General features: G+C 37.8%; 25 protein-coding genes and 1 pseudogene. 23 read left to right on the top strand and 3 right to left on the bottom strand.

Annotated features, from left to right (window positions below):
• Window positions 1–99 precede the first annotated feature (99 nt).
• From ACDD58_RS01760 to ACDD58_RS01685, 16 genes and pseudogenes are all read left to right on the top strand, one after another.
• A complete protein-coding gene (locus ACDD58_RS01760; RefSeq protein ID WP_370775373.1) occupies window positions 100–927 on the top strand; it encodes a TIM barrel protein in 828 nt (275 codons plus the stop codon).
• The gene (aac(6'), locus tag ACDD58_RS01755) at window positions 914–1351 is read left to right on the top strand and encodes an aminoglycoside 6'-N-acetyltransferase (RefSeq protein WP_370775371.1); all 438 of its coding nucleotides are present in this window, start codon (window positions 914–916) and stop codon (window positions 1349–1351) included. Before ACDD58_RS01760 ends, aac(6') begins: the two co-directional genes overlap by 14 nt.
• A 21-nt stretch (window positions 1352–1372) precedes the next feature.
• On the top strand, window positions 1373–1813 hold the full coding sequence (locus tag ACDD58_RS01750; RefSeq protein ID WP_370775368.1) for an NUDIX domain-containing protein: 441 nt from the start codon (window positions 1373–1375) through the stop codon (window positions 1811–1813).
• 13 nt (window positions 1814–1826) lie between these two features.
• On the top strand, window positions 1827–2426 hold the full coding sequence (locus ACDD58_RS01745) for a non-canonical purine NTP pyrophosphatase (protein WP_370775365.1): 600 nt from the start codon (window positions 1827–1829) through the stop codon (window positions 2424–2426).
• 721 nt (window positions 2427–3147) lie between these two features.
• A complete protein-coding gene (locus tag ACDD58_RS01740) occupies window positions 3148–3525 on the top strand; it encodes a GNAT family N-acetyltransferase (RefSeq protein WP_370775761.1) in 378 nt (125 codons plus the stop codon).
• Between the two features lie 92 nt (window positions 3526–3617).
• A complete protein-coding gene (locus tag ACDD58_RS01735) occupies window positions 3618–3797 on the top strand; it encodes a DALR anticodon-binding domain-containing protein (protein ID WP_370775760.1) in 180 nt (59 codons plus the stop codon).
• Window positions 3798–4310: 513 nt separating this feature from the next.
• Window positions 4311–4535, top strand: a complete 225-nt coding sequence (locus tag ACDD58_RS01730; RefSeq protein WP_370775362.1) for a hypothetical protein — start codon at window positions 4311–4313, stop codon at window positions 4533–4535.
• Between the two features lie 142 nt (window positions 4536–4677).
• The gene (locus ACDD58_RS01725; protein WP_370775359.1) at window positions 4678–5901 is read left to right on the top strand and encodes an ATP/GTP-binding protein; all 1224 of its coding nucleotides are present in this window, start codon (window positions 4678–4680) and stop codon (window positions 5899–5901) included.
• Entirely contained in the window at window positions 5894–6580 is a 687-nt protein-coding gene (locus ACDD58_RS01720) for an RloB family protein (protein ID WP_337631052.1), read from the top strand. The genes ACDD58_RS01725 and ACDD58_RS01720 overlap by 8 nt, the downstream gene beginning before the upstream one ends.
• A 27-nt stretch (window positions 6581–6607) precedes the next feature.
• Window positions 6608–6874, top strand: a complete 267-nt coding sequence (locus ACDD58_RS01715; protein WP_370775356.1) for a hypothetical protein — start codon at window positions 6608–6610, stop codon at window positions 6872–6874.
• Between the two features lie 2 nt (window positions 6875–6876).
• Complete coding sequence (locus tag ACDD58_RS01710) at window positions 6877–7401, top strand: hypothetical protein (RefSeq protein WP_370775353.1); 525 nt, start codon at window positions 6877–6879, stop codon at window positions 7399–7401.
• Window positions 7402–7415: 14 nt separating this feature from the next.
• Window positions 7416–8945: an ATP-binding protein gene (locus ACDD58_RS01705; RefSeq protein WP_370775351.1), complete on the top strand. Its 1530-nt coding sequence runs from the start codon at window positions 7416–7418 to the stop codon at window positions 8943–8945.
• Between the two features lie 146 nt (window positions 8946–9091).
• Entirely contained in the window at window positions 9092–9847 is a 756-nt protein-coding gene (locus ACDD58_RS01700; RefSeq protein ID WP_370775348.1) for a hypothetical protein, read from the top strand.
• A 137-nt stretch (window positions 9848–9984) separates the two neighbouring features.
• Window positions 9985–11568, top strand: a complete 1584-nt coding sequence (locus tag ACDD58_RS01695; protein WP_370775346.1) for a recombinase family protein — start codon at window positions 9985–9987, stop codon at window positions 11566–11568.
• Window positions 11558–11707 (top strand): annotated as a pseudogene (locus ACDD58_RS01690) (sporulation transcriptional regulator SpoIIID); the annotation flags it as partial. The gene ACDD58_RS01695 and the pseudogene ACDD58_RS01690, both read left to right, overlap by 11 nt.
• A gap of 284 nt (window positions 11708–11991) precedes the next feature.
• Complete coding sequence (locus tag ACDD58_RS01685; protein ID WP_186900243.1) at window positions 11992–12510, top strand: DUF2798 domain-containing protein; 519 nt, start codon at window positions 11992–11994, stop codon at window positions 12508–12510.
• A 29-nt stretch (window positions 12511–12539) separates the two neighbouring features.
• Here ACDD58_RS01685 and ACDD58_RS01680 read toward each other — a convergent pair whose 3' ends face one another.
• Window positions 12540–13184 (bottom strand): putative ABC transporter permease, encoded by a 645-nt coding sequence (locus tag ACDD58_RS01680; protein WP_370775344.1) that lies wholly within the window; start codon window positions 13182–13184, stop codon window positions 12540–12542.
• Window positions 13185–13504: 320 nt separating this feature from the next.
• On the opposite strand from ACDD58_RS01680, the gene guaA reads away from it, so the two are divergent.
• On the top strand, window positions 13505–15079 hold the full coding sequence (gene guaA, locus ACDD58_RS01675; protein ID WP_117922255.1) for a glutamine-hydrolyzing GMP synthase: 1575 nt from the start codon (window positions 13505–13507) through the stop codon (window positions 15077–15079).
• A 161-nt stretch (window positions 15080–15240) separates the two neighbouring features.
• Here the strand turns inward: guaA and ACDD58_RS01670 are convergent, their stop codons facing one another.
• Together ACDD58_RS01670 and ACDD58_RS01665 are read right to left on the bottom strand one after the other, a co-directional pair.
• On the bottom strand, window positions 15241–16491 hold the full coding sequence (locus ACDD58_RS01670) for a tyrosine-type recombinase/integrase (RefSeq protein WP_186900242.1): 1251 nt from the start codon (window positions 16489–16491) through the stop codon (window positions 15241–15243).
• Between the two features lie 188 nt (window positions 16492–16679).
• Window positions 16680–17264 carry a helix-turn-helix domain-containing protein gene (locus ACDD58_RS01665; protein WP_186900241.1) on the bottom strand — a complete coding sequence of 195 codons (585 nt, stop codon included), beginning with the start codon at window positions 17262–17264 and terminating at the stop codon, window positions 16680–16682.
• 282 nt (window positions 17265–17546) lie between these two features.
• On the opposite strand from ACDD58_RS01665, the gene ACDD58_RS01660 reads away from it, so the two are divergent.
• From ACDD58_RS01660 to ACDD58_RS01635, 6 genes are all read left to right on the top strand, one after another.
• Window positions 17547–18131, top strand: coding sequence for a hypothetical protein (locus ACDD58_RS01660; RefSeq protein WP_370775340.1), 585 nt, complete (start codon window positions 17547–17549; stop codon window positions 18129–18131).
• A gap of 485 nt (window positions 18132–18616) precedes the next feature.
• Window positions 18617–18979: a plasmid mobilization relaxosome protein MobC gene (locus tag ACDD58_RS01655; protein WP_370775338.1), complete on the top strand. Its 363-nt coding sequence runs from the start codon at window positions 18617–18619 to the stop codon at window positions 18977–18979.
• Window positions 18958–20646, top strand: a complete 1689-nt coding sequence (locus ACDD58_RS01650) for a relaxase/mobilization nuclease domain-containing protein (RefSeq protein ID WP_370775335.1) — start codon at window positions 18958–18960, stop codon at window positions 20644–20646. Before ACDD58_RS01655 ends, ACDD58_RS01650 begins: the two co-directional genes overlap by 22 nt.
• Before the next feature lie 327 nt (window positions 20647–20973).
• Window positions 20974–21105 carry a hypothetical protein gene (locus ACDD58_RS01645; RefSeq protein ID WP_370775332.1) on the top strand — a complete coding sequence of 44 codons (132 nt, stop codon included), beginning with the start codon at window positions 20974–20976 and terminating at the stop codon, window positions 21103–21105.
• A gap of 15 nt (window positions 21106–21120) precedes the next feature.
• Window positions 21121–22149, top strand: coding sequence for an ImmA/IrrE family metallo-endopeptidase (locus ACDD58_RS01640; RefSeq protein ID WP_370775331.1), 1029 nt, complete (start codon window positions 21121–21123; stop codon window positions 22147–22149).
• Complete coding sequence (locus ACDD58_RS01635) at window positions 22146–22595, top strand: DUF4411 family protein (RefSeq protein ID WP_118301009.1); 450 nt, start codon at window positions 22146–22148, stop codon at window positions 22593–22595. The genes ACDD58_RS01640 and ACDD58_RS01635 overlap by 4 nt, the downstream gene beginning before the upstream one ends.
• The last annotated feature ends 105 nt before the right edge of the window (window positions 22596–22700 follow it).

Genomic DNA, 22700 nt, shown 5'->3' with positions numbered 1-22700 from the left:
GGCATAGGAACGCTGTGTTGTCATCAATCCACATGCGACGGAGGCTCGTGTCAAGAACAGAGTGAGTTGACATAGTTTAAGACAGAAGGAGGCGCTTTTATGTTAGAATTCGGAATGCCAACCTTAATTGAAAATAGGACTCTTGAGGATAATATTGCACTTTGCAAAGAATTGGGGCTTTCCTTTATTGAATTAAATATGAATTTTCCGGAATATCAAATTGACAAAATTGAAGATGTAGAATGGTTTTATAAAAAAGCGGATGAAGCGGGCGTTTATTATACAATTCATTTGGATGAGAATTTGAATGTTGCAGATTTCAATCCATTGGTCAGAGATGCTTATTTGGAAACGGTACGACGTACAATAGAAGTTGCAAAACATTTTGTGGAATTAAAGAATAGGTATGGAAAGAAGGAACAACCATTAACAATTAATATGCATATGCATCACGGGATATATATTACATTGCCGGACAAAAAGGTTCAAATGTATGAGAGAGATTTTGATGTATATATGGATTATTTTTTGCGCTTCAAAAAATCCTGTGAAGAGTGGATTGGAGATGCTGACATACATATTGCTATTGAAAATACAAATGGATTTCGTGAGTATGAGAAAAAGGCAATAGAAAGTATGTTAGAAAGTGCTTGCTTCGCTTTGACATGGGATATAGGGCATTCAAAGGGCACTGGAGAAATAGATGTACCATTTATACTTGATAATAAGAGCAAGCTAAGTCATTTCCACATTCATGACGGAAGAGAAATCCCACCTAAAAATCATCTGGCATTAGGTGATGGAGAAATAGATTTGATAGATCGCTTGAATGTGGCTAAGGCATGCAACGCGAGATGTGTTTTAGAAACAAAGACGATAAAAGCATTAAAGAAATCGGTGGAGTGGATAAAAAATGATGGAAATTAAGAGAGCTTCTGTAAATGAAGCAAATTCGGTAGCAAAATTAGCAATTCAAATGTGGGATGAAAATTCTGTTGATGGCTTAGAAGCGGATTTTGTTGATTATATGAACAATGGCGGTGCAGTATTTATGGCATGGAATGATAATACTGCAATAGGGTTTGCTAAATGTGGATTTAGACATGATTACGTAGAAGGAACAGAAACTAGTCCCGTAGGATATTTAGAAGGTGTTTTTGTTGAAGGAGCTTATAGAAGACAAGGTATTGCCAAAGAATTAGTGAAAGCATGTCAAAAATTTGCTAAAGAGCAAGGATGTATAGAGTTTGCAAGCGATTGTGAATTAGATAATGAGGAAAGTTTGCTGTTTCATCTTAAAATGGGATTTGAAGAGGCGAACAGAATAATATGTTTCACTAAGAAATTATAGATTAGAAGAGGTGTTAGTAAGTTGGTAGAGGTAAATTTTTATGATAATGATAGTGTAGATGATAGTCTGCTTAAATTTGCAGTTATTATTGCCAAAACCGATGGTAAATGGGTATTTTGCAAACATAGAGAACGTGATACATATGAAGTACCGGGAGGACATCGAGAAGATGGTGAAGAGATTTTAGAAACGGCAAAACGCGAATTAAAAGAGGAAACGGGTGCTGTGACTTTTGATATTACTCCTATATGTGCATATTCGGTAAAAGGTAAAACGAGAGTCAATGAAAATATTAATGATGAATCTTTTGGAATGCTTTATTATGCAGACATTGCATCTTTTGAAGAATTGCATAGTGAAATTGAAACTATATTGATTACAGATAAGTTGGTTGATAGTTGGACATATCCGTTGATTCAACCGAAATTGATTGAAGAGGCTAAAAATAGAGGATTTATTTAAGAGAGGTATCGGAATGAAGATTTTATATGGTACAACGAATAAAGCAAAATTACAAGCTATGAGAACCGCATTGGAATCATTTGATGTAGAACTGATTGGATTAGGCGACATACATAGTGAGATTCCGAGCATAAATGAAAATGGAAAGACTCCTTTAGAGAATGCTGAAATAAAGGCAAAAGCATACTTTGAGGCATTTCAGATTCCGGTATTTTCTTGTGATAGTGGATTGTATTTTGATGAGTTACAAGAGGACGAGCAACCGGGACTTCATGTGAGACGTATCAATGGAAAAGAATTAACAGATGATGAAATGAGAGAACATTATGCTGCATTAGCTGCAAAACATGGTGGAAGAATAACCGGACGATACAGAAATGCAATTTATTTTATCCTGGATGAAGAACATCATTATTCCAGTATGGACATGTCAATTGCTACAGAACCTTTTATTTTAGTAACGCAGCCACATCCAAAGAGAGTAGAGGGATTTCCTCTGGATTCTTTGTCTGTTGATATTGAAACTGGTAAATATTATTATGACTTGGATGTGAAAGATGTAAGCACATCTGTAGATGATGGTGTTCGCGCATTTTTTGGAGCAATTTTCTAGAAGCTTTAGACTGCTGACAATTAATTCTGGTGGTAATATAATACATAAAAAATTAAGGACAGCCATACAATGCAGATCTTACATTTTACAATGAACTATATGTACATGTATTATGGACGTACTCGTTTGTAACTGTAAAGAATCCGAGAAGGATGCACGGTTACAGCAGGTAGGTCTGATATGTCTGTGCAGAAAGTCCGGATGATGTAGGTTTTGATTTTTATATAGTCTTACAGAATAACCGTATGTAAATTTTTGCACCAGACATATCAATGTTTGGTGTAATTTTTTGCGATGAATGGCAGAAAGGAGAGTTATATGAAATTATCAAATGGTAACGAGGCAACAGCAAGGCGATATCAGGAGTAGGATGAAGAACCAATTGTAAATCTGATACGAAGAAATTTTTGGGAAGTCAATGTAAAAGATTATGGTGAAAAGGCAATGAAAGCATTGGCTGAACATCATGAACTCTTTTTGTATGCAGATAGAATAGAAATTCCTGCTTTTATTACAGCTGTAGAGTTTTTGCAAAAAACAAGGATATGATTACAAAAATGGTGTAAACGAATTAGATGATGAAGGTCATTATAGATTAGAAAAATTTAATGTTAAGAAAGGTGTGGACTAATATGGTACGTTTTGCAGAAGAAAAAGATTTGGATATAATTAGTGAATTGAGAAAACAGGTAAATGATATTCATGTAGAAGGACGCCGGACATATTTAAAGCAGGGTTTGGAACGGAATTAAGGGATTATGCACAGGTACTCATAAACGGAGAAAATAGTGATATTATTGTTGCAGAACGTGATGGAATAATATGCGGTATGGCATGTGTAGATTATGTAAACAAACCTGAGACTCCATTCGGAAACGCAAGATGTTTCTACCATGTACAAGAAATAGCGGTAGATGTAAATCATAGGCGGCAAGGTGTGGCTAAAGAGCTGCTTGAATTTATGATTGAAGATGCTAAAAAGAGAAAGCTAGGTAAGATAGAGCTTGACGTGTGGGAATTCAATGAGTCCGCAATTGAATTTTATCAGGCGGTTGGTTTTAGACAGATGCGAAGATGGCTGGAATATGAAGTGAAATAAAAAACTGCGTGATAGTTTTAGAACAAATACGCTATACCGGAGAAATTACAGAAAACGTAATTTTTCCGGTATTTTGTGTCATTAGGACATCTATGGTGGCAAGGTATGTAATATCATTGGCGACTGCATTTAATAAGTTCTACCATGATTGTTCTATTTTACAAGCAGATGAAAAGGAGAAAATGGCACGAATGTTTTTGGTGGATATCGTGCAGAAAGTGTTGTGTGAGGCGTGTGGTTTGTTAGGGATGGAATGCCCAGAAGAGATATAAGGTATATTACAAGAGAATTGGACTAAGAGTGTAGCACGGACATGTAATGTAGGGCGTGGCTCAATCGGTTTCCTGATTGACTCTAAGGGTTTGGGAGATACTCCCAACAAGCAAAAAATGTATTTGTGATCACAAATGCACTGCTTGCTAATTTGTGAATTTATGTTTTTTATTAAGTTTAAAATATAATAAATCTTTATTCAACCTAATGTACCATCAATAGTATTAACAATGTGTTTATATCAAGCGCATGGAAAGGATAATGGATATTTCAGATCTTATTCCATGCGTTTTTATTTGAACAACGATTTGCTGGTGAAGCTGTTACATGAAATTGTGCCTAGTAGTAAGGAATAAAGTATTGTGGGAATAGACTTAAGTACATTATTTGGGGAACGTAATTTTATTTCAAATGGAATACAATCATCTTGTGAAAAAAAGATAGGTCTAACCTAAGAATCAATCTCATAGTATGGGAAAGAAGGACAAGCAAGAAGGTGGTGGGGATTCCGCTTGAAACAGAGAAAACTGAATTATCGCTTTCATAATCCGAATTCGGCAGAGGATACCACTGACTTCTTGTGTAAGCTTTTGATTGAAGTAAATGCAGGCAAAGTGGAACGTGCTATAGAAGAAGCAGCATCAAAATGTGCAGAGGAGAGTAAGTACATAGCAGAATCTGAGGGGATAAAAAGGGTGGAGGAACCGGTGAGTATAAGACGGAGAAGAGCAAGGTAGGGATGCCTTGCTTTTTCTATACAAAGGTATTAGAATTTATGAAAATGGTAATATTGAGTTAAGATATGAGATAAAATCTCAAATATATGTTGCAAAACGAGAAAAACGGGATATAATATAGGTAGAATGGAGGGTAAAAGATATGTTATGTCAGTTTACTGTGAAGAATTACAAGAGTATAAGAGATGAAGTGACCTTTGATATGCAGGCAGCAGCAATCTCGGAGCATGAAGATAGAATAATCAAAGACCAGGATGATGAGATGTATTTACCGGTGTCTGCCATTTATGGTCCTAATGGTGGAGGAAAATCCAATGTTCTGGCAGCGTTGCACACATTGGTTGCAAAAATTCTGCGCCCGTTGTATGCCACAGAAGACAACGAAGATAAGGTTCTTTTACAAAAAAGAATTATTGTTGAACCATTTGCTTTTTCAGATAGCAAAAATGAACCAACAGAGTTTGAACTGTTTTTCCGTACAGAGTCTGCAGAGTACAGATATATCTTGCATGTGAAGCGTGATGTGGTTATATATGAGAGCTTGGACAGAGTGAAGCTTGAGACCGGAAGACGTTCTGCATTGTATACAAGAGATGATAAAGGGATTGTTTTAAAGGGTGCATTTGCGAAACTGAAAGTCAGTGATGATTTATCTAAGACACTTACCTTGCTTTCCTACTTGGGTATCGCCTACAAGGGAAATGCAGTAGTTAGGGATGTATTGAATTGGTTCGAGTTCGGCGTGGATTTCTTGAATTATGGTAATCCTATTCAGGAGCTTAGAATGGCAATATCCACATCAGAAGATGTGAAGCAGTTGATGCTTGAAATGATTCAAGAAATGGATCTGGACATCGTTGATTTCAGAGTGGAAGAAAAAGAGAATGATAGGATAGAAGTGTTTACAAAACACCTCGTAGATGATGTGGAAACAGAGCTTAGCTTATCCGATGAATCCAGCGGAACAAAGAAGTTGTTTGGTCTGCTTCCTTTTATTGCGGTAAGTTTGCTTGATGGAACTGTGCTTGTAATTGATGAATTGGATGCGAAGATTCATCCGGTATTATTGCGTCATATTATCATGATGTTTAATGATATGAACATCAACAGACATAAAGCGCAGCTGATATTCACATCCCACGATTTGTCTACCATGAACAGTGAAGTTTTCCGCAGAGATGAGATTTGGTTTGTGGCAAAGGGAAATGCACAGAATTCAAAACTGTACTCGCTAGTAGAGTTCAAAAATGAAAAAGGTGAGTCTGTCAGAAAGGATGCAAAGTTCGATAAGCAGTATCTTGAAGGTAAGTACGGTGCTGATCCGTACCTCAGAAGAATTATAGATTGGGGGAAGGTCAATGCCTAAAAAAGCCGGAATGGAGAAATGGAAAAAGAAACGTCGTCAAGAATACTTGGAGATGAAGCAGTACCGGTACTATATTTTCTGTGAAGGACAGCAGACGGAACCACAATACTTTCTTGGATTTAAGAAATTGATTGAGGATAATCCAATCTATAAGGATATGGTCTTGATAGAGATTGAACCTTGTCAGGCAGAAACCATGCGAGTAATCGGTATGGCAGAGGAATATGTAAAGAAAAATAAAATTAAAAAGGGGCAAATCTGGTGCGTTTATGACAAGGATAGTTTCCCGGCAGAACACTTCAATGGTGTCGTGGAACGCGCAGAGAGTTTAAACAAAGAAAATCCGGAATTGCAATATCATACAGCATGGAGTAATGAATGTATTGAGTTCTGGTTCCTGCTTCATTTTGCATATTACACCGCTAATAACCATAGAACAGAGTATATTGCATTTTTGAATGATAAGTTCAAAGAATTAGGAATCGGAAAGTATCAGAAGAATATGAATAATATCTTTGAGATTCTGATGGAGTATGGTAATCCGAAACTGGCGATTCGATATGCGAAGCGAATTATAAAGGATGGAGCAGGAAAAACACCGACAGAGATTGCGCCGGGAACTAAGGTGTATGAGTTGGTGGAGGAACTGGCGAAATATTTGCCGGAGGAAGTAAGGTAAAAGCTTATGTGATTTGGAGGGAGACAAATGAAAGACTTAAGTAGAAATGTAACAATGTTTTGTGATGTGTGTGGCAATGACCAATTTTCAACGTTAGATGAAATTAAGTGTGAATTAGGTGAAGCACCAGACGAAACAAGAGTGCAATGTTCAGACTGTGGAAAAATTTTTACCAAGGCTGAACTGTTGGAGGTCAATCAAGAAGTTATTAATGACAATATTGAAGAAATAAAAAATGCAGCAATAAAAGAAATGGAAAAGAAATTGGCAAAGGCACTTAAGAAATGGAGGTAAAAATGCCATCAGAGATTATTGAGATTTGGAATATAGCAAAAGAAATAATTAAAGACATAGCTATATATATTATGCCCATCGCAGCAGTTCTAGTTTCTGTTATTGCATTGATAAAATCTAACAAATGCACACAAGTTCAAGTTAAGCTGTCTGAAATGGAACAAAAACTACAAGAATATGATTTGGCACTAAAAAAGTATGAGTTAGAGAAGATTGAAAGAGAAGTAAATCGAGAAAAGAAGGCATGCGTTGAAGCGAGAATTATAAAAATTTCTCAAGGCAAATATAAGTTAAAAGTATGGAACTCAGGAGATGTGACAGCGTATAACATTGATGTTGAGATACCGTCGGAGTATAACATAATATTGATGAAGGATAAGATGCCATTTGAGTATCTTGAGCCAGGTAATGGTTTTGAAGAACATGTAGTAGTACATATGCAGTCTTCAAGGAAGTTTAAGATTATTTGTAAGTGGGAAGATAAAAATGGAGAACAACATTTCAATGAACAAATCAGAGATTGTTAGGGGGAAACGTTTATATGAAGATAAAAAATTTCAAAATTAGAAACTTTCGTGGGTATAAAGGGGAAGTGACAATTGATTTTGATAATTTTACTGCTTTTGTCGGTAAAAATGATATTGGCAAATCGAGTGTTTTAGAGGCTCTAGATATATTTTTCAATGACGGTAAAGGGATTGTAAAACAGGATAAAGATGATATCAATAAACAAGCTTTGGCAGAGGGAGACACAGACATTGTTATCACGGCATGTTTTGAAGAATTGCCAGAGAGAATAGCGATTGATGCTACCAATGAAACAAGTTTAGCGGAGGAATTGCTTTTAAATGAAGAAGGTCAGTTGGAGATAGAGAAGAGATATCCCAATGCTGGTTCTGCCAAGGTGTTTATAAGAGCATATCATCCAACTAACGCACAGTGCAATGGACTTCTTCAAAAAACAGACAAAGATTTGAGGAAAATTATAGATGATAATGGAATCGCATGTGATGATAGAACAAGAAATGCTGTTATGAGACGGGCTATTTGGGAGCATTATCGAGACGATTGGCAATTGGGATTAACAGAGATTGATGTTACAAAAGGTGAAACAAAGTCCATATGGGATAAGCTTCAGAAGTATTTGCCAGTGTATTCACTATTTCAATCGGACAGAAAGAATACTGATAGCGACAGTGAAGTTCAAGATCCATTACAAGAAGCAGTAAAGCAAATTCTTAGTGAAGAACGTTTACAAGAAGAGCTAGCGGCAATTGCAATGGAGGTAGAGAGAAAACTGGAGGAAGTGTCAAGTAGAACTTTAGAAAAACTGAGAGAAATGAGTCCAGAAGTGGCTAATAGTCTAAATCCGGTGATTCCGAGTGCTAGTAGTCTTAAATGGTCAGATGTCTTTAAGAAAGTGTCAATTTCAGGAGATGAAGGAATTCCAGTTAATAAACGCGGTAGCGGTGTAAAGAGATTGATTTTGCTCAATTTTTTCAGAGCCGAAGCGGAGCGTAGGATTGCAGATAACGCAAATGCAAGTATTATTTACGCTATAGAAGAACCAGAGACATCGCAGCATACTGAGAATCAAAAGAAATTGATAGAAGCATTGCTAGAGTTATCTGAAGTAAATAGTACACAAGTAATTATTACTACGCATAGTGCAAATGTGGTCAAAAAATTGGACTATTCAAATCTGAGGCTAATATCGAATTCTGATGAAGGAAAAACAGTGGAGACAGTATTGCCAGGACAATTGCCTTATCCATCCTTAAATGAAGTTAATTATTTAGCATTTTCAGAGGTGTCAGAAGAATATCATAATGAGTTATATGGTTATATCGAAGCAGAAGGTCAGTGGGATGCATATAAAGCGGGAAAACCGACTATGCCATATATTAAGATTTTAAGAGGCGGAAGTACAAGACAAGACCAAGTTGTATTGTCAGAGTATATAAGGCATCAAATTCATCATCCTGAAAATACACATAATCCACACTTTACAGAACAGCAATTGCAAACATCAATACAATTGCTGAGAGATTTTGTTCAAACGATAGTATAAGGAAAAAGACGATAGGAGAAAAATCTTCTTCGCTAGTTACTCGCTAACTAATTCTTTGCGGTAATTCTTTGTTTAGAAAAACAAGTAATAGATTAGGGAATAATAATGGGATTGTTATTCCCCAAATACTAAAGGAAGGCGATAACATGAAGTTTGTAGATGGATTTTTTACATGGATTCTTTCCATTCAAAATTTGCTTGAAAAAATTGAAGGATGGTATAGAAGTAGACGTAAATATGTACCATGGGTCTACATGTCAACTTTTATGATTGGAGTAGTTTTGATTCTTCTTAAGCTAGTAATGTTGGGAGAATTGGTAATTATTTCAGGAGTGGTATTCGCAGGGGTCGATAATATTATAGGATGGAAGCATTCTGTAAGAAGATGGCTTAAATTATGTGTTGTATACAACCTGTTTTTTTCACTGGTATTAACTGAAATTGTGCAAGGTATGGTAAAAGGTGCGATTGCTGATATAGTATTTGTTATAATATACTTATTGGTTTGGGTTTTTCTCTCTTTGATATCAAATAGTAAGGTGGCATTGCTGGTAAACGAGATTGTATCTGGTATGGCGGCAACAATATTTACAATAGGGACATATCTTGTGAGTATGGCATTGAAAAACAAACCTGCTTCAAGTAATTATCTGCTATATTTTCAAACTGATGAAGCTTTCGAATTAGCACTAGCAAATAAAGATGCTTTGGCATGGGAGTTTTTTTGGATAATGGGTCTGGAGATGTTAGAAACGGCCTTTTTGTCTTTGCTTCCAGTTATTGGAGTATCAGCGTTATGTATTATTATGATAAAAATAAAGGGATATTGGGTAGAAAAAAATAGAACACCAGAACCCGAGAAAAAAATCGGATATAGTGAAGAAGCTACCGATACATATTAACAACTATACTATTAAGAATAGCGTAGGAAAGAAACTCTAATGGACAGTTTTCTTTTTCTGCGCTATTTACTTTTAAGATAAATAAGTTATAATAGTTGTAACAGAACGTAACAAAACTAACAGAAAGGCAGATAAATATGAACATCGCAGCATATTGCCGAGTTTCCACAGATAAAGAAGACCAGCTCAACAGCTTAGAGACTCAGAAAGAGTTTTTCTTAGAATATACAAAACGTACAGGGGACAACCTTATTAAATTATATGCAGACGAAGGTATTTCCGGAACTAAAATCAAGAATCGTAAGGAATTCCAGCGTATGCTTGCAGACGCTGAAAAGGGCTTATTTGACATGGTTGTGGTAAAGGATATCTCTCGCTTTGCCAGAAATACCGTTGATTTATTACAGAGTGTCCGCAAACTAAAAGCACTTGGTATTGAAACGCAGTTCCTCACTGCTAATATGACAAGTATGGGTAACAGCGAGTTTGTTTTAACCATTTTCGGCGCATTAGCCCAGGAAGAGAGTGCCAACACTTCCAAGCGTATCAAGTTTGGTAAGAAGATGAATGCGGAAAAGGGACGAGTTCCCAATATCGTTTACGGATATGATAAGACTATCGGTGACTATTTCAATCTATCTATCAATGAAGAAGAGGCAAAGGTTATCCGCCAGATGTACAAATGGTATACAGAAGAAGGATTTGGTGGTGCGAAGATTGCAAATATGCTCAATGAACGTGGTGTGAAAACCAAACGAGGAAATAATTGGAGTCAGAATTCCGTGTGCCGTATTCTGACCAATGAAATATATACCGGAAAGATTATCAATGGTAAAGAGGAAGTGGCCGACTTCCTGACCGGGCAGAGAAAAGAAAAAGACGAGTCTGAATGGTTAGTTACACTTCGTCCGGAACTTCGCATTATTGATGATGAAATTTTTGACAGAGCACAGGAGATTTTGAAAGGTCGTCACGATTCTTTCAAGATGACTCACGAACGCCAGAGCAACAAGCACTTATTCTCTACATTGATTAAGTGTAAGGATTGTGGATGGTCTTTTCGTAGAACAGTACGTCAGTATAAGAATACTTATGTGCGTTGGGTTTGTTCCGGTCACAATGGTCGTGGTGCAGATAGCTGTCCAAATGCAATCACAGTGGATGAAGAAGAATTGATTCAGGTATTACAGGAGTATTTTCAGGATGTACTCAGCAAGAAGAAAAAAGTAATCGACTATGTGATTAGAGAATTCCAACGTGTTTACAAGGCAAAAGATGAAAATATCGAGTATGAAAAGGAACTGAACGCAGAACTGAACAAGCTGCGTAAGTCACGTGAAAAATATATGGATATGTACACCGATGATTTGATTTCGAGAGAGGAATTGAATGAGAAAATCGGTGGCATGAGAAAAGAGATTGAACGCTTGGAAAATGAATTGAAAATGGTATCTTATCATCTCACCAAAGGAGAGCAGCTTGAGGCAATTCTTAATAGTACCTTTAAGGAGATGGAAGACATTACTGATGTTCATGAAATGACCAATACACAGCTAAAACGTCTTATTAATAAAATCGAAGTGGACAAGGATGGAAATGTGGATATTTACTTGCGTCTTGTCGGTGACTTGGGCTTGGATGAAACAGTGTTGGTGGAAGCAGAACAAGAGAATTCGGATGATTCGAATAAGACCGTTACAAAATGTATTAACGGTACATAAAGATGTCACGGAACGTCTTGCCCAGGTAAATCCGTCGCTTGCGGCAGAAGCACGAAAAGTATTAGATGTCAATAAATCCGAACGTCATATCCGTGGCGGACTCGCAACAAGGGAGAAATATCTGCATCAGCATGCATGAAACGAAAGACATGTTTCAAAAATGAAAGCCATGCTTCATGAAACAAAAAACATATAAAAAAGGAAAGTGCTTCCTACGAAATTATAGGACAGCATTGAAGAAATTGCACAATGAATTTCATGAATTGTATAAAAAATTTGTGAAATTAAAACTATTATAAAAGTGCATATAATACGTTATAATAATCACACGACGTGCAGCAGAGAAAGCGATCGCAAAGATTGCTTTCTCTGCTTTTTTGTCGGGAAAAATAAATATTTTATCAGAACAATGAGGAGAAAAATATGCCAAAGACAAAGTTACAGGAAGTTGTATTTACTATTTTAATGGTGTTCGTGATGGTGTACGCAATGATCTGCTACAATATTTCACTGAACATGGGAGGAATGAGCAATATTGTATTTTTAAATGCATTTCATGAGCTGGTGATCATGGGACCGATCGCATTTATTCTTGACTTTTTCCTTTACGGATCATTGTCAAAAAAACTTGCATTCCGTATTGTGACACCGGGTGTGGACAAGCCGATCATACTAATTCTTGCTATTTCATCAATCACAGTCTGCCTGATGTGTCCGACAATGAGCCTTGCAGCAACACTTTTATTTAAACATGCTGGAAAAGAAGTGATCGCTGTGTGGATTGAGACGACAGCACTGAATTTCCCAATGGCATTTTTCTGGCAGATCTTTTTTGCAGGCCCGTTTGTACGTGCTATTTTCGGAATGATTTTTAAAGAAAAAGAAAATCAGGTTATGGAAGAGGAAAGCGAATATTTAGAAAGTGGAAGTGCCAGAAATTAAAGAGGCAGATGAAGGCGCAAGCCTGCAGATTAAAATGTGATTCCATGCCCGGCATTTGGGAAAATCAGTGCAGCCGCGCAGTCTGCGAGGAATAAAAGTACCAGCATACTGTTGAAGCAGCGTCTGAAACCGGGTGGCAGGGAGAACCAGTATTTTCGGAATATATTAGAAAATACACAGATCCAGAGCATACCTGCGATACCAAATCCGATTGCTGAAAAAAGGCAGATATATCCATGAAAATTGTACGGATAACTGCTGTAATCCCAGTACCGTAAATGGAAAAATGTATTGAGAAGCCATCCGATCACAAGTTCTAAGGCTGTTCCAAGAAGAGCAGTTTTGGTGAATATAGTGATTGGGTGGTATTTTATTTTAGAGCGGAATGTTCTGCCTGATAGATGAGTGGCTCCGGATATTTTTTTGCTGGAATGATGAAAAAAACAGTAAAAGACCACCGCACCAATCCCATAAACAGGCAGCCATGGACCATAAAAGAAGCCACGGTTGCGAAAAGTATTATCTTTTACAAGAAAAATAAGGGTTTCCCAGAGAAATCCTGAAAAACTTCCCAGAAAGAAGAAGTGGATCAGCAGGGAAATCTTATCCTGTATGGGATTCTGCTCCGGTGCGCAGAGTTTTGAAAAATCCGGAAGATTGGAATGTTTTTTCATATGGATATTATGACCGCAGAAGAAAAGGGATATGTATTTTTGTTTAATAATTCACAGATTTTAAAATGCATCAGACAGATTTTTAGACCAAATTTTTCAGGTACATGTTTTTAAAATTAAGTGATATTTGAATCCAAAATATTTATTTTTTTGATAAAAATGACAAAATCCTGTAATAGAGGGAAAAACGCCTTGTAAACTCTCAAAACGTATCTTATAATAAATATCATTAAAGTCTGTATCAGGGAAGGACATGCTTTAAAAAAGGCATCGTCATAAACGGATGGCAGGCAACGAAAACATCAGGAGGAAGAAGATCAATGGATCATGAGAAAGTAATTGTCATTGATTTTGGCGGTCAGTACAACCAGCTGGTTGCGAGACGTGTCAGAGAATGCAATGTTTACTGTGAGATATATTCCTACAAGACGGATATCGCGCAGATCAAGGCAATGAATCCAAAGGGAATCATTCTTACCGGCGGTCCGAACAGTTGCTATGAGGCTGATTCACCGACCTGTTCGAAAGAATTATTTGAACTTGGCGTGCCGGTTTTAGGACTCTGCTATGGTGCGCAGTTGATGATGCACGTACTTGGAGGAAAAGTGGAAAAGGCACCTGTCCGTGAGTACGGAAAAACCGAGGTTACGGTCGATACTTCATCGCCGTTATTTACAGGCGTATCAGAAAATACGATCTGCTGGATGAGTCATTTTGATTATATTTCAAAGGTTGCACCGGGATTTAATATTGTTGCGCATACGGCAGATTGCCCGGTTGCTGCTGCAGAGAATCAGGAGAAAGGATTATTTGCAATCCAGTTTCATCCGGAAGTGCTTCATACACAGGAAGGTACGAAGATGCTTCACAATTTTGTACGCAGCATCTGTGGCTGTGAGGGAACCTGGAGAATGGACTCTTTTGTGGAGCATACGATTAAAGAGATCCGTGAAAAAGTCGGTGACGGAAAAGTATTACTTGCCTTATCTGGTGGAGTGGATTCTTCTGTTGCAGCAGGTCTGTTGTCCCGTGCAATTGGAAAACAGCTTACCTGTGTATTTGTAGACCATGGCCTTCTTCGTAAAAATGAGGGCGACGAGGTTGAAGCAGTATTCGGACCAAACGGACAGTTTGACCTGAATTTTATCCGTGTCAATGCACAGGAGCGCTATTATAGCAAGCTATCTGGTGTCACAGAGCCGGAGCGGAAACGTAAGATCATCGGTGAGGAATTCATCCGTGTATTCGAAGAAGAGGCAAAGAAGATCGGAGCTGTCGATTTCCTCGCACAGGGAACGATTTACCCGGATGTTGTTGAGAGTGGACTTGGCGGAGAGTCAGCCGTGATCAAATCCCACCACAACGTAGGTGGTCTTCCTGATTTCGTTGATTTCAAAGAAATCATTGAGCCACTCCGTAATCTTTTCAAGGACGAAGTAAGAAAAGCCGGACTTGAACTTGGTATCCCGGAAAAACTTGTTTTCCGTCAGCCATTCCCTGGACCGGGACTTGGCATCCGTATCATCGGTGAGGTTAATGCCGAAAAAGTCAAGATCGTGCAGGATGCTGATGCCATCTACCGGGAGGAAGTGGACAAAGCAGTAGAAGAGTACACTAAAGCAAATGGCAAGGCGCCATCCTGGATGCCGAACCAATACTTTGCGGCACTCACTAACATGCGTTCCGTCGGTGTTATGGGTGATGAGCGTACCTACGACTATGCTGTGGCACTGCGTGCCGTCAATACAGTTGATTTCATGACTGCCGAATCAGCAGAGATTCCGTTTGAGGTGCTCCAGAGAGTTATGAGCCGAATTATTAATGAGGTGAAGGGCGTCAACAGGGTAATGTATGATTTGACGAGTAAGCCACCGGGAACGATTGAGTTTGAATAAGAGCCACAAGTCTTGGAATCCGCTAAACAAGCGGATTCCGAGACTTTTTCTTTTGCTCTGCTACTAATTTGCTACTAATAGCAACTACTCTTTTTCTATCGTTTTCAGTTGGTTGTCATTAACTTTAATAGCAAGAAACCCTGATGACTGCTGGATTTCTTTTATATGATCTTTCTTTGTGGCATCTGGATGATTTTCCCTGATGCGGTATTTGATGGTACTAACGCAGGTCCAAACTGAGGTCGGATTGTTACATCTGAGCCATTGTCTTGAGTCTGAGGCACTTCACATGTGATACCTGCTGCTTCAAGCAGAGGGTTATCAGATGGTGGTTCAGGTGTTGGCGAATCTGTCGCCTGCAATGATTCCAGACTATGCACAAGCTCCTGCTGTTTATGTGGAAACAGATGAGAGTATGTGTTAAGTGTTGTGGATACTTTCTCGTGTCCGAGCCGGTCTGCTAACATCAGCGCATCACAGCCCTGATTAATAAGTAAGCTGGCGTGCGAATGCCTGATATCGTGGATTCGTATCTTCTTTACACCTGTGTTTTTGCAACCTCTTATCAACTCGTGTGAGAGATATGATTTTGTTATCGGGAACAGCCTTTCATCTGCGTCAAGCATATACCTTGACTGGATATAGTCTGATAGCTCCTGGCAGAGAAAATCCGGAATCGGAATCTTTCGCTTACTTTTTCTTGTCTTAGGTGATGTAAATACATCTTTTCCTTCTATCCGCTGATATGTTCTGTTGATGGATATTGTCTTGTTATCAAGGTCAATATCAGCAGGTGATAGAGCAAGCAGTTCACCTTCTCGCATACCAGTCCAGTACAGGACTTCAAAGCATATATACGATAGCGACTTGTCTTTTACACCCTCACGGAAAGCAATATATTCATCGTAAGTCCAGTAATCCATTTCCTCAGCCTTTGCTTTTCCAATGGTGCCTGCCTTGCCGCAGGGATTGGTGTTAAGGTCATAGAAACGCTTGGCGTAATTGATGATGCTGTTAAGTTCCGTGTTAATCTTTTTCAGATAGGTCTGGGAGTAATTATTCGGCGAACTCATAAGCTTCGCCTGCCATCTTCGTACATCAGAGGCTTTGATTTCATTTATCGGCTTGCTACCGAAGAATGGAAGAATATGCGTCTGTAGTACTGCCTTTTTTGTCAGAAGAGTTGACTGCTTAAGTCTTGCAGCCATATCCTCCATATAAATTTCATAAAGGTTTTGAAATGTCATGTCAGGATTGGCAGACTGCTTTTCCAGAAAATCCCTTTCAAATCCTAAGGCTTCCTTTTTGGTGGCAAAGCCTCTTTTCCACTTCTGTTTTTTGATTCCCTGCCAGTTCGTATAATAGAACTTGGCGAACCATTTACCAGTTTTTTCATCTTTGTAAGCTGGCATAAATATCATCTCCTTTTTGTAAAATTGTTGTGCAATCATCAAAAGGCTATGATATAATCTACTTGTTCAGGGTGATTATAAAGCCTTCGGGTCAATCACTTACATAGCTTCGGTTATTCCTTTTGCGAGAAGGAGTGTGCCGGAGCTTTTTCTTTACTAAAGGTGTAAGTCTGCAATTATTCAGTTTTTTAATCGGCTTCATTACCCAGTCTGGAATCCTTATAATATGCCAACATATCTGATTTCCATGAATCAAACTTTTCTTTTGAAATTTTTCCTGTCTGAAGCATATTCTTCTTTGCTATCCAGTTTTCCATAAAGAGACAGAAGTCTGCATCATATTTTCCATTGCCTTTGCCATTAACCTTGATCCCGGCAGTCCATTCAGGATTTTCAGGAGGTTTGGTGTTGGTCAGCTCAAATGAAAAATCAGTAAGTTCAGTTATGGCAAAGAGAGCATTGATTACATCTGACATAGTGTGGAATTCATATGCCGGATATTCAGCGGTCGTATTATCTTTTGGAGTATTAGTATCTTTTGCAAATAAAAGCTCCTGCAATGGAACGTTTAATTCATTAGCAATCTGTTTTAAAACATCTATCTTTAACAGTATTTCACCAGATTCATATTTCTGGATAGTACGTTCTGATTTTCCCAGACGCTGTGCAAACTCCTTTTGCGTGATCTTTTGTGCTCTGCGCTGCTTCTGTATTGCCTTTCCGATTTCTTCTGAAGAGGACATAGTAAGTTTAATCGAATCAGAGTAAGCCATTCTGTTCACCTTCCTTTATATAAAATAGTCCGTTGTAAAGATACGTATTAGGTTGATATTAAATGAAATACGTATCAGTAAGTGACTTGTTTATGATTGTACGATTACTTTATCATAAATAAAAACGAATTGCAAATGCGTAATTATAAAAAGTTCTATTGACAAATTTTGAAAAGGATATTAAAATAAACACGAATTAGAAATACGGATTAAATGAAGAATAGGATAGCTGTTTTGTAAAAACACGTATTTAAAATAACAATTTATGAAAGGAGGAGCTGCATGAAGGGTATAAAGGAAGCATTCATAGATGCAGGTGAGATAAGCCAGATGCTTGGTATCGGGATGACAAAGGCATATGCGATTATAAAGGAATATAATGCAGAGCTTGAGGCAAAAGGTTATTTCACCATGCGGGGCAAATGTCCAAGGAAGTACTTTGAACAGAAAATCTATGGTTACGAAGATTATTACAATCCGGATTATGAGCCACAGCGTAACCGAAGCAAGGTTGCAGAAGAAATGGATTATGAAGCGGCAGTTGGGGATTCTGTGATAAGTGAACAGGATGAAGTGGATATACCGCCTGAAACAAATGAATTGTCGGAAGATGGTGCTGAGATAGCAGAAAATGTGATGTTGGATGCAGATGTAATGGTGAAAGAGACAACTGAATTGGTGAATCCAGCGAGTGGGGGCAAAAAGCGCCCCCAAAACGTGCAAATGGGGGCAGAAAGCGCCCCCAAAACCACAAAGTGGGGGCAGAAAGCGCCCCCGCACAAATCAGAGCCGAAAAAGTGTGGAGGCAAAAAGTGCCGTCAAAATGCAAAAGTGGGGGCAAAAAGCGCCGTCAAAACAGCAAAGTGACGGCAAAAAACGCCACCACTCAGATAAGCGAGAAAAAAGCCATGGTGGCGGAAAGTGCCATCAAAATGGAAAAGTGGTGGCGGAAAACGCCACTAAAACAGTAAAGTGATGGCAAAAAGTGCCACCACTTTTAAATCAGGTGGAACTTCAACCACCATATCAGTAATCGTGGTGGGATATTAACCACCACATATTATATACAGGGTGCAGGTGCTCCTGCCAAGACGGAAAACTATGTAAACGCTGATGCGTTTATATTTTTTCGGGAAAAGGTCCGACCTTTTCCGCATCTTGCAAAACCAGTGAACACTACGAATTTCATGCTTGCATGGAAATGAGCAGTTTGAACGCCAAATACACCGAGCATGTAATGCGAGGTGCAAAACCTATGAACACATTTTTAAGAAAGGTTGAAAAAGCAATGGTACAGATAAAAAGAGATTGGTTTGATACAGAATTTGGAAATTACGAAAGGGGAAAAATGTATGGCAGATGGAAAGAGAAGATACAAGTCTGACAGGAAAGATTATAAGGTATCTGTGAAGCTGTCAGAGAAAGATATGGATATTCTAAAAGCAGCATTTAAACGAACAGGAATGACAGCAAGTGCATATATAAGAGAATTGATCCGGACAGGTGGCAACATTGATACAAGTTATCCAGAGGACAGGGCAAGAGTAATCCGTGTTATTGCCGGTATTGCAAATAATATTAATCAGGCGGTAAAGCTTGGCAATTCACAGCGAAGATTGTATTACAGAGATATTGATAAATTGCAGAACAGTCTGGATGATATAAAGAAAATATTCGGGGAGGTGCTGGAAGTATGGCGATTACAAAGATCTTAAATATACAGGAGTCAGAGGGCAGAAATCCAGCATCGCACCTGAAGAATGCTTTGGAATATATCCAGAATCCGGATAAGACAGAAGAATGTATACTGGTGGGCGGTATTAACTGCCTGCCAGATACAGCGTTTGAGCAGATGGAAGAGACAAAGAATATATTTCATAAGACAGGTAAAAGGCAGGGCTATCATGTGATCATATCGTTTTCGCCGGAGGAAAAAGTAACAGCAGAGCAGGCAATGTATGTCCTCGAGCATTTCGCAAAGGATGTGCTTGGTGATGATTATGAGGCGGTGTATGCAGTCCGTACTGACAGGGAACATATGCATGGGCATCTGATCTGGAACAGTGTCAGCATGACAACTGGCAAGAAATACAATTCACCGAAAGGCAACTGGAAGAATCATCTTCAGCCTATTACAAATAAATATTGTGATGAACTTGGACTTTCCATTATGCCGGCAGGGTACAGCAGGAATCCAAAAAATATCAGCAGGGACAAGTGGGAAAAGGAAATGTCAATGAAAGAGATAATTCTAAGGGATGCCAAGATGTGTGCATATGCAGCCGGGAATGTGGAGCATTTTAAATATCTGATGAAAAGACTTGGATATGTATTTAAGAAAGACGCATGGATGGAGGTGCAGACACCGGGATTTCGGTATTATCATAAACTGGCAAAGCTGGACGAGATGTTTTCAGAAGATATGTTACGGCATTATGTGGATATGCCCTGGATGGCAAAGCCTTACTTTTATTCGTCGGATATCAGGGGACTACACAGGGCGAAGATGTCACCATTCCAGAAGAAGTTTTATGCAAAGCTATACAGATTAAGGGTTGTAGAACAAAAGCGTTTTGTAGTTGGTGGAGCAAAGTATGCAGAGGATTTGAAGAGGTTTCATCAGTTGCAGGATGAATATCTGCTGCTTGTGAATAATGACATCAAAAGTATTGTGGAGCTTGTGGATTTCATAAGTGAGAAAGAAGATAGGATTCAGCAGATTGAGGACAGGCAGAAGGAGATATACAGAGAAAGTTCTAGTCGGAAACGCAGTATAAAGAATGAAGAGCAGTACCGGGAATATCAGATATGGCACATGGAAGTGCAGGAAGAACTGGATGAGCTGAAGCAGGAGAAAAAGGGAATTAAGAGGCAGATACAGCTTGCTGATGACATTATAAAAGAAGATTTGTATACGGCTTATTATGCGGTGTCGGGGAATGAGGAGATTGTTGCTGACAGGGATGTTGAGATACCGGGGATGGAAGATGATATGCTGGTTGAGAGAACGGAGAAAGCGGTTGTTGAGCTGGATATAAGTGTTACAGGAATGAAGTCTGACAATAATCAGAATGAAATAGGCGTACAGAAAGAGCAAACAGGTAGTGTGAGAAAACAGCAGACTGATTTAGAGGGGATAGGAATACCAGAGATTCATAATTCGCCTGATGTGAATGTGGCAAGAGTTGGCGAAAGTATGACTGATGTAACAGATAAAAATGAATTTGTGGAAATTAGAGAAACTGAACCTGTGGATAAAGCTGGTTGGATTGTCAGGAGAATATCAGAACTTGGTGGTTATGAGAATGTCAGTGATTCTGTTAAGGCTGATATATTTGGATTTGATATTGCTGATGTGAGTGGAAGCATAAGGTTGTTCTAAGATGTAATGAAAAGGCTGGGGATAAAAAAGGATGGAGATGAAATGTATGAGGAGTTTCAGAAAATTTATGATGAGAGTGTTGGCAGAGATACTGATAAGAAAAAAGTGGAAGATAGGACGCAAAACAGGGGCTGAGAAGAGGAAATGGTTAGGTTTTAAATAAGGATTTTTTTAATAAGAATATGTTAAACATGTATGAAAAGTGGTAAATTTAATATCTTTGAAACGAAAAGTGTGATATTATAATTTCAGAAAACATGACAATTAGCCTGTTTTGTTAATATATATTATAATGCCAAATATTTTCAAAGGGAGGTGCATACTTGTATGGGTGCAAAAAAATATGCATATGTAAATTATAAAATGCTTGTATGGGCACGTTCTGAAACACCATTTGGCACAACAAGTGATGTTGCTAATCATATTTCTGGGTTTAGGTCAGAAGTAATTGATAAATAGGAAAGAGGCGAAGAGTTGCCTTCAATTACAGAAGCAAAGAAACTTGCTAATTTATACAAAGTTCCATTTGCAACATTTTATTTGTCTAATCCACCTGAGAAAAAAACAAAAGCTTATACCGATCGTAGGACATACAATGATACTGTTTATAGAGAAACAAGTTATGAATTGTGGTCTGAAATTGGTAGAATAACTGGTAATAGGCAAATTATAGTTAATCTATCTGATGATACGGAATATAGGAGCTTGCCCAGCGTTGACCCGAAATTAAGCGAAAAACAGATAGCAGATGTAATAAGAATGTATTTTGAATTAGATTTGCCATTTAAGAATAAATCAGCATATAGAAATAATGGATTTAATTATTATAGAGCCCTTTTAGAACATTATGGGATAATGGTTGCTCAGATAACTGGAGTATCATTGTCTGAGATGCGAGGCATTTCTATGTATTATGATACATTTCCTATCATTGCAATTAATAATAAAGATTTTGAGAGAGCTAAAGTTTTTTCATTATTTCATGAAGTTGCACATTTGGTTAGAAGGTCTTCATCATTATGCTTAATAGATTTTGATGAGCGTAATGATGAAGAAGAAAAAATATGTGATAGAATTGCTGCAGAAGTATTAATGCCAGAAGAAAGTTTTAGATATGTGTCATCAAATGCACTTAATTTATATGGTGAGTGGTCAGATTTATGTTTAATATCTATTGCGGATAAGTATGCAGTAAGCACATTTTCGGTAGTAAGAAGGTTAAGAGAATTAGATATTATTAATAGGTCAGATTATTATTCTATATACAAGAGGATTAGTGACTCATTTAAAGAAGAACAGGATTCTATTATTCAGAATAAGAAAGATAGAGAATTCAAAGTAAAATATTATATTACCTACTTGAGTAAAGAAGGCTATTTGTTTCCAAAGAAAGTGTTATCTGCTTATAGCAGAGGCGATATATCATATGGTGAGATGTGTAGTACACTTAGTATAAAAGGTAAACACATAAGTAATATAGAACGGGCGGTGATGTTCATATGAGTAAAAAGTATGTAATAGATGCCTGTGCACTTATTAATGCATCAAAGAACTATAATATGACTAAGAAAGCATTTTCACATATATGGCAGGCTTTTAATGAACTTGTAGAAAATGGGCAACTTATTTCAAGTTCGGAAATATTTGAAGAATTAAAAGATGATGATATTGTAAAATGGGCAAAGGAACACAAAGATGCTTTTTTGCCTTTATCAAAGGAAGTACAGTTAAAGACTACAGAAATATTACAACAATTTCCACAAATAATAAAAATTCAAACAAAGGGAAGCTCAAATGGAGATCCATTTTTGATTGCAACAGCTATTTTAGAAGATGGGATTATAGTAACTGATGAAGGAAACAAGAATAATGGAATTCCAATGGTATGTGAATCATTAGGTGTAGAGTATATGAAACTTAATGATATGTTAGATGAGGTATTGGAGTAATGAATTAGAGGGGGAGAAATCCTTCTCTTTTTTGTTTGTATTATTCCGATAAACGATGTATAATCAAACTAGTTTTATGTTTCTACTTATGTATGATTTTGAAGA

It is taken from the genome of Roseburia sp. (assembly GCF_041325975.1).
Classification (GTDB): Bacteria; Bacillota; Clostridia; order Lachnospirales; family Lachnospiraceae; genus Roseburia; species Roseburia rectibacter.
This window is presented reverse-complemented; position numbering and strand designations above follow the sequence as displayed.

Bases quoted from the DNA above. Each gene is read 5' to 3' on its own strand.
- ACDD58_RS01660 (WP_370775340.1), top strand. From the start codon at position 17,547: ATGAAGGGTATAAAGGAAGCATTCATAGATGCAGGTGAGATAAGCCAG.
- ACDD58_RS01655 (WP_370775338.1), top strand. From the start codon at position 18,617: ATGGCAGATGGAAAGAGAAGATACAAGTCTGACAGGAAAGATTATAAG.
- ACDD58_RS01695 (WP_370775346.1), top strand. From the start codon at position 9,985: ATGAACATCGCAGCATATTGCCGAGTTTCCACAGATAAAGAAGACCAG.
- ACDD58_RS01745 (WP_370775365.1), top strand. From the start codon at position 1,827: ATGAAGATTTTATATGGTACAACGAATAAAGCAAAATTACAAGCTATG.
- ACDD58_RS01670 (WP_186900242.1), bottom strand. From the start codon at position 16,491: ATGCCAGCTTACAAAGATGAAAAAACTGGTAAATGGTTCGCCAAGTTC.
- ACDD58_RS01680 (WP_370775344.1), bottom strand. From the start codon at position 13,184: ATGAAAAAACATTCCAATCTTCCGGATTTTTCAAAACTCTGCGCACCG.
- ACDD58_RS01715 (WP_370775356.1), top strand. From the start codon at position 6,608: ATGAAAGACTTAAGTAGAAATGTAACAATGTTTTGTGATGTGTGTGGC.
- ACDD58_RS01710 (WP_370775353.1), top strand. From the start codon at position 6,877: ATGCCATCAGAGATTATTGAGATTTGGAATATAGCAAAAGAAATAATT.
- ACDD58_RS01650 (WP_370775335.1), top strand. From the start codon at position 18,958: ATGGCGATTACAAAGATCTTAAATATACAGGAGTCAGAGGGCAGAAAT.
- guaA (WP_117922255.1), top strand. From the start codon at position 13,505: ATGGATCATGAGAAAGTAATTGTCATTGATTTTGGCGGTCAGTACAAC.
- ACDD58_RS01725 (WP_370775359.1), top strand. From the start codon at position 4,678: ATGTTATGTCAGTTTACTGTGAAGAATTACAAGAGTATAAGAGATGAA.
- ACDD58_RS01735 (WP_370775760.1), top strand. From the start codon at position 3,618: ATGGTGGCAAGGTATGTAATATCATTGGCGACTGCATTTAATAAGTTC.
- ACDD58_RS01665 (WP_186900241.1), bottom strand. From the start codon at position 17,264: ATGGCTTACTCTGATTCGATTAAACTTACTATGTCCTCTTCAGAAGAA.
- ACDD58_RS01720 (WP_337631052.1), top strand. From the start codon at position 5,894: ATGCCTAAAAAAGCCGGAATGGAGAAATGGAAAAAGAAACGTCGTCAA.
- ACDD58_RS01700 (WP_370775348.1), top strand. From the start codon at position 9,092: ATGAAGTTTGTAGATGGATTTTTTACATGGATTCTTTCCATTCAAAAT.
- ACDD58_RS01760 (WP_370775373.1), top strand. From the start codon at position 100: ATGTTAGAATTCGGAATGCCAACCTTAATTGAAAATAGGACTCTTGAG.
- ACDD58_RS01705 (WP_370775351.1), top strand. From the start codon at position 7,416: ATGAAGATAAAAAATTTCAAAATTAGAAACTTTCGTGGGTATAAAGGG.
- ACDD58_RS01685 (WP_186900243.1), top strand. From the start codon at position 11,992: ATGCCAAAGACAAAGTTACAGGAAGTTGTATTTACTATTTTAATGGTG.
- ACDD58_RS01635 (WP_118301009.1), top strand. From the start codon at position 22,146: ATGAGTAAAAAGTATGTAATAGATGCCTGTGCACTTATTAATGCATCA.
- ACDD58_RS01645 (WP_370775332.1), top strand. From the start codon at position 20,974: ATGGGTGCAAAAAAATATGCATATGTAAATTATAAAATGCTTGTATGG.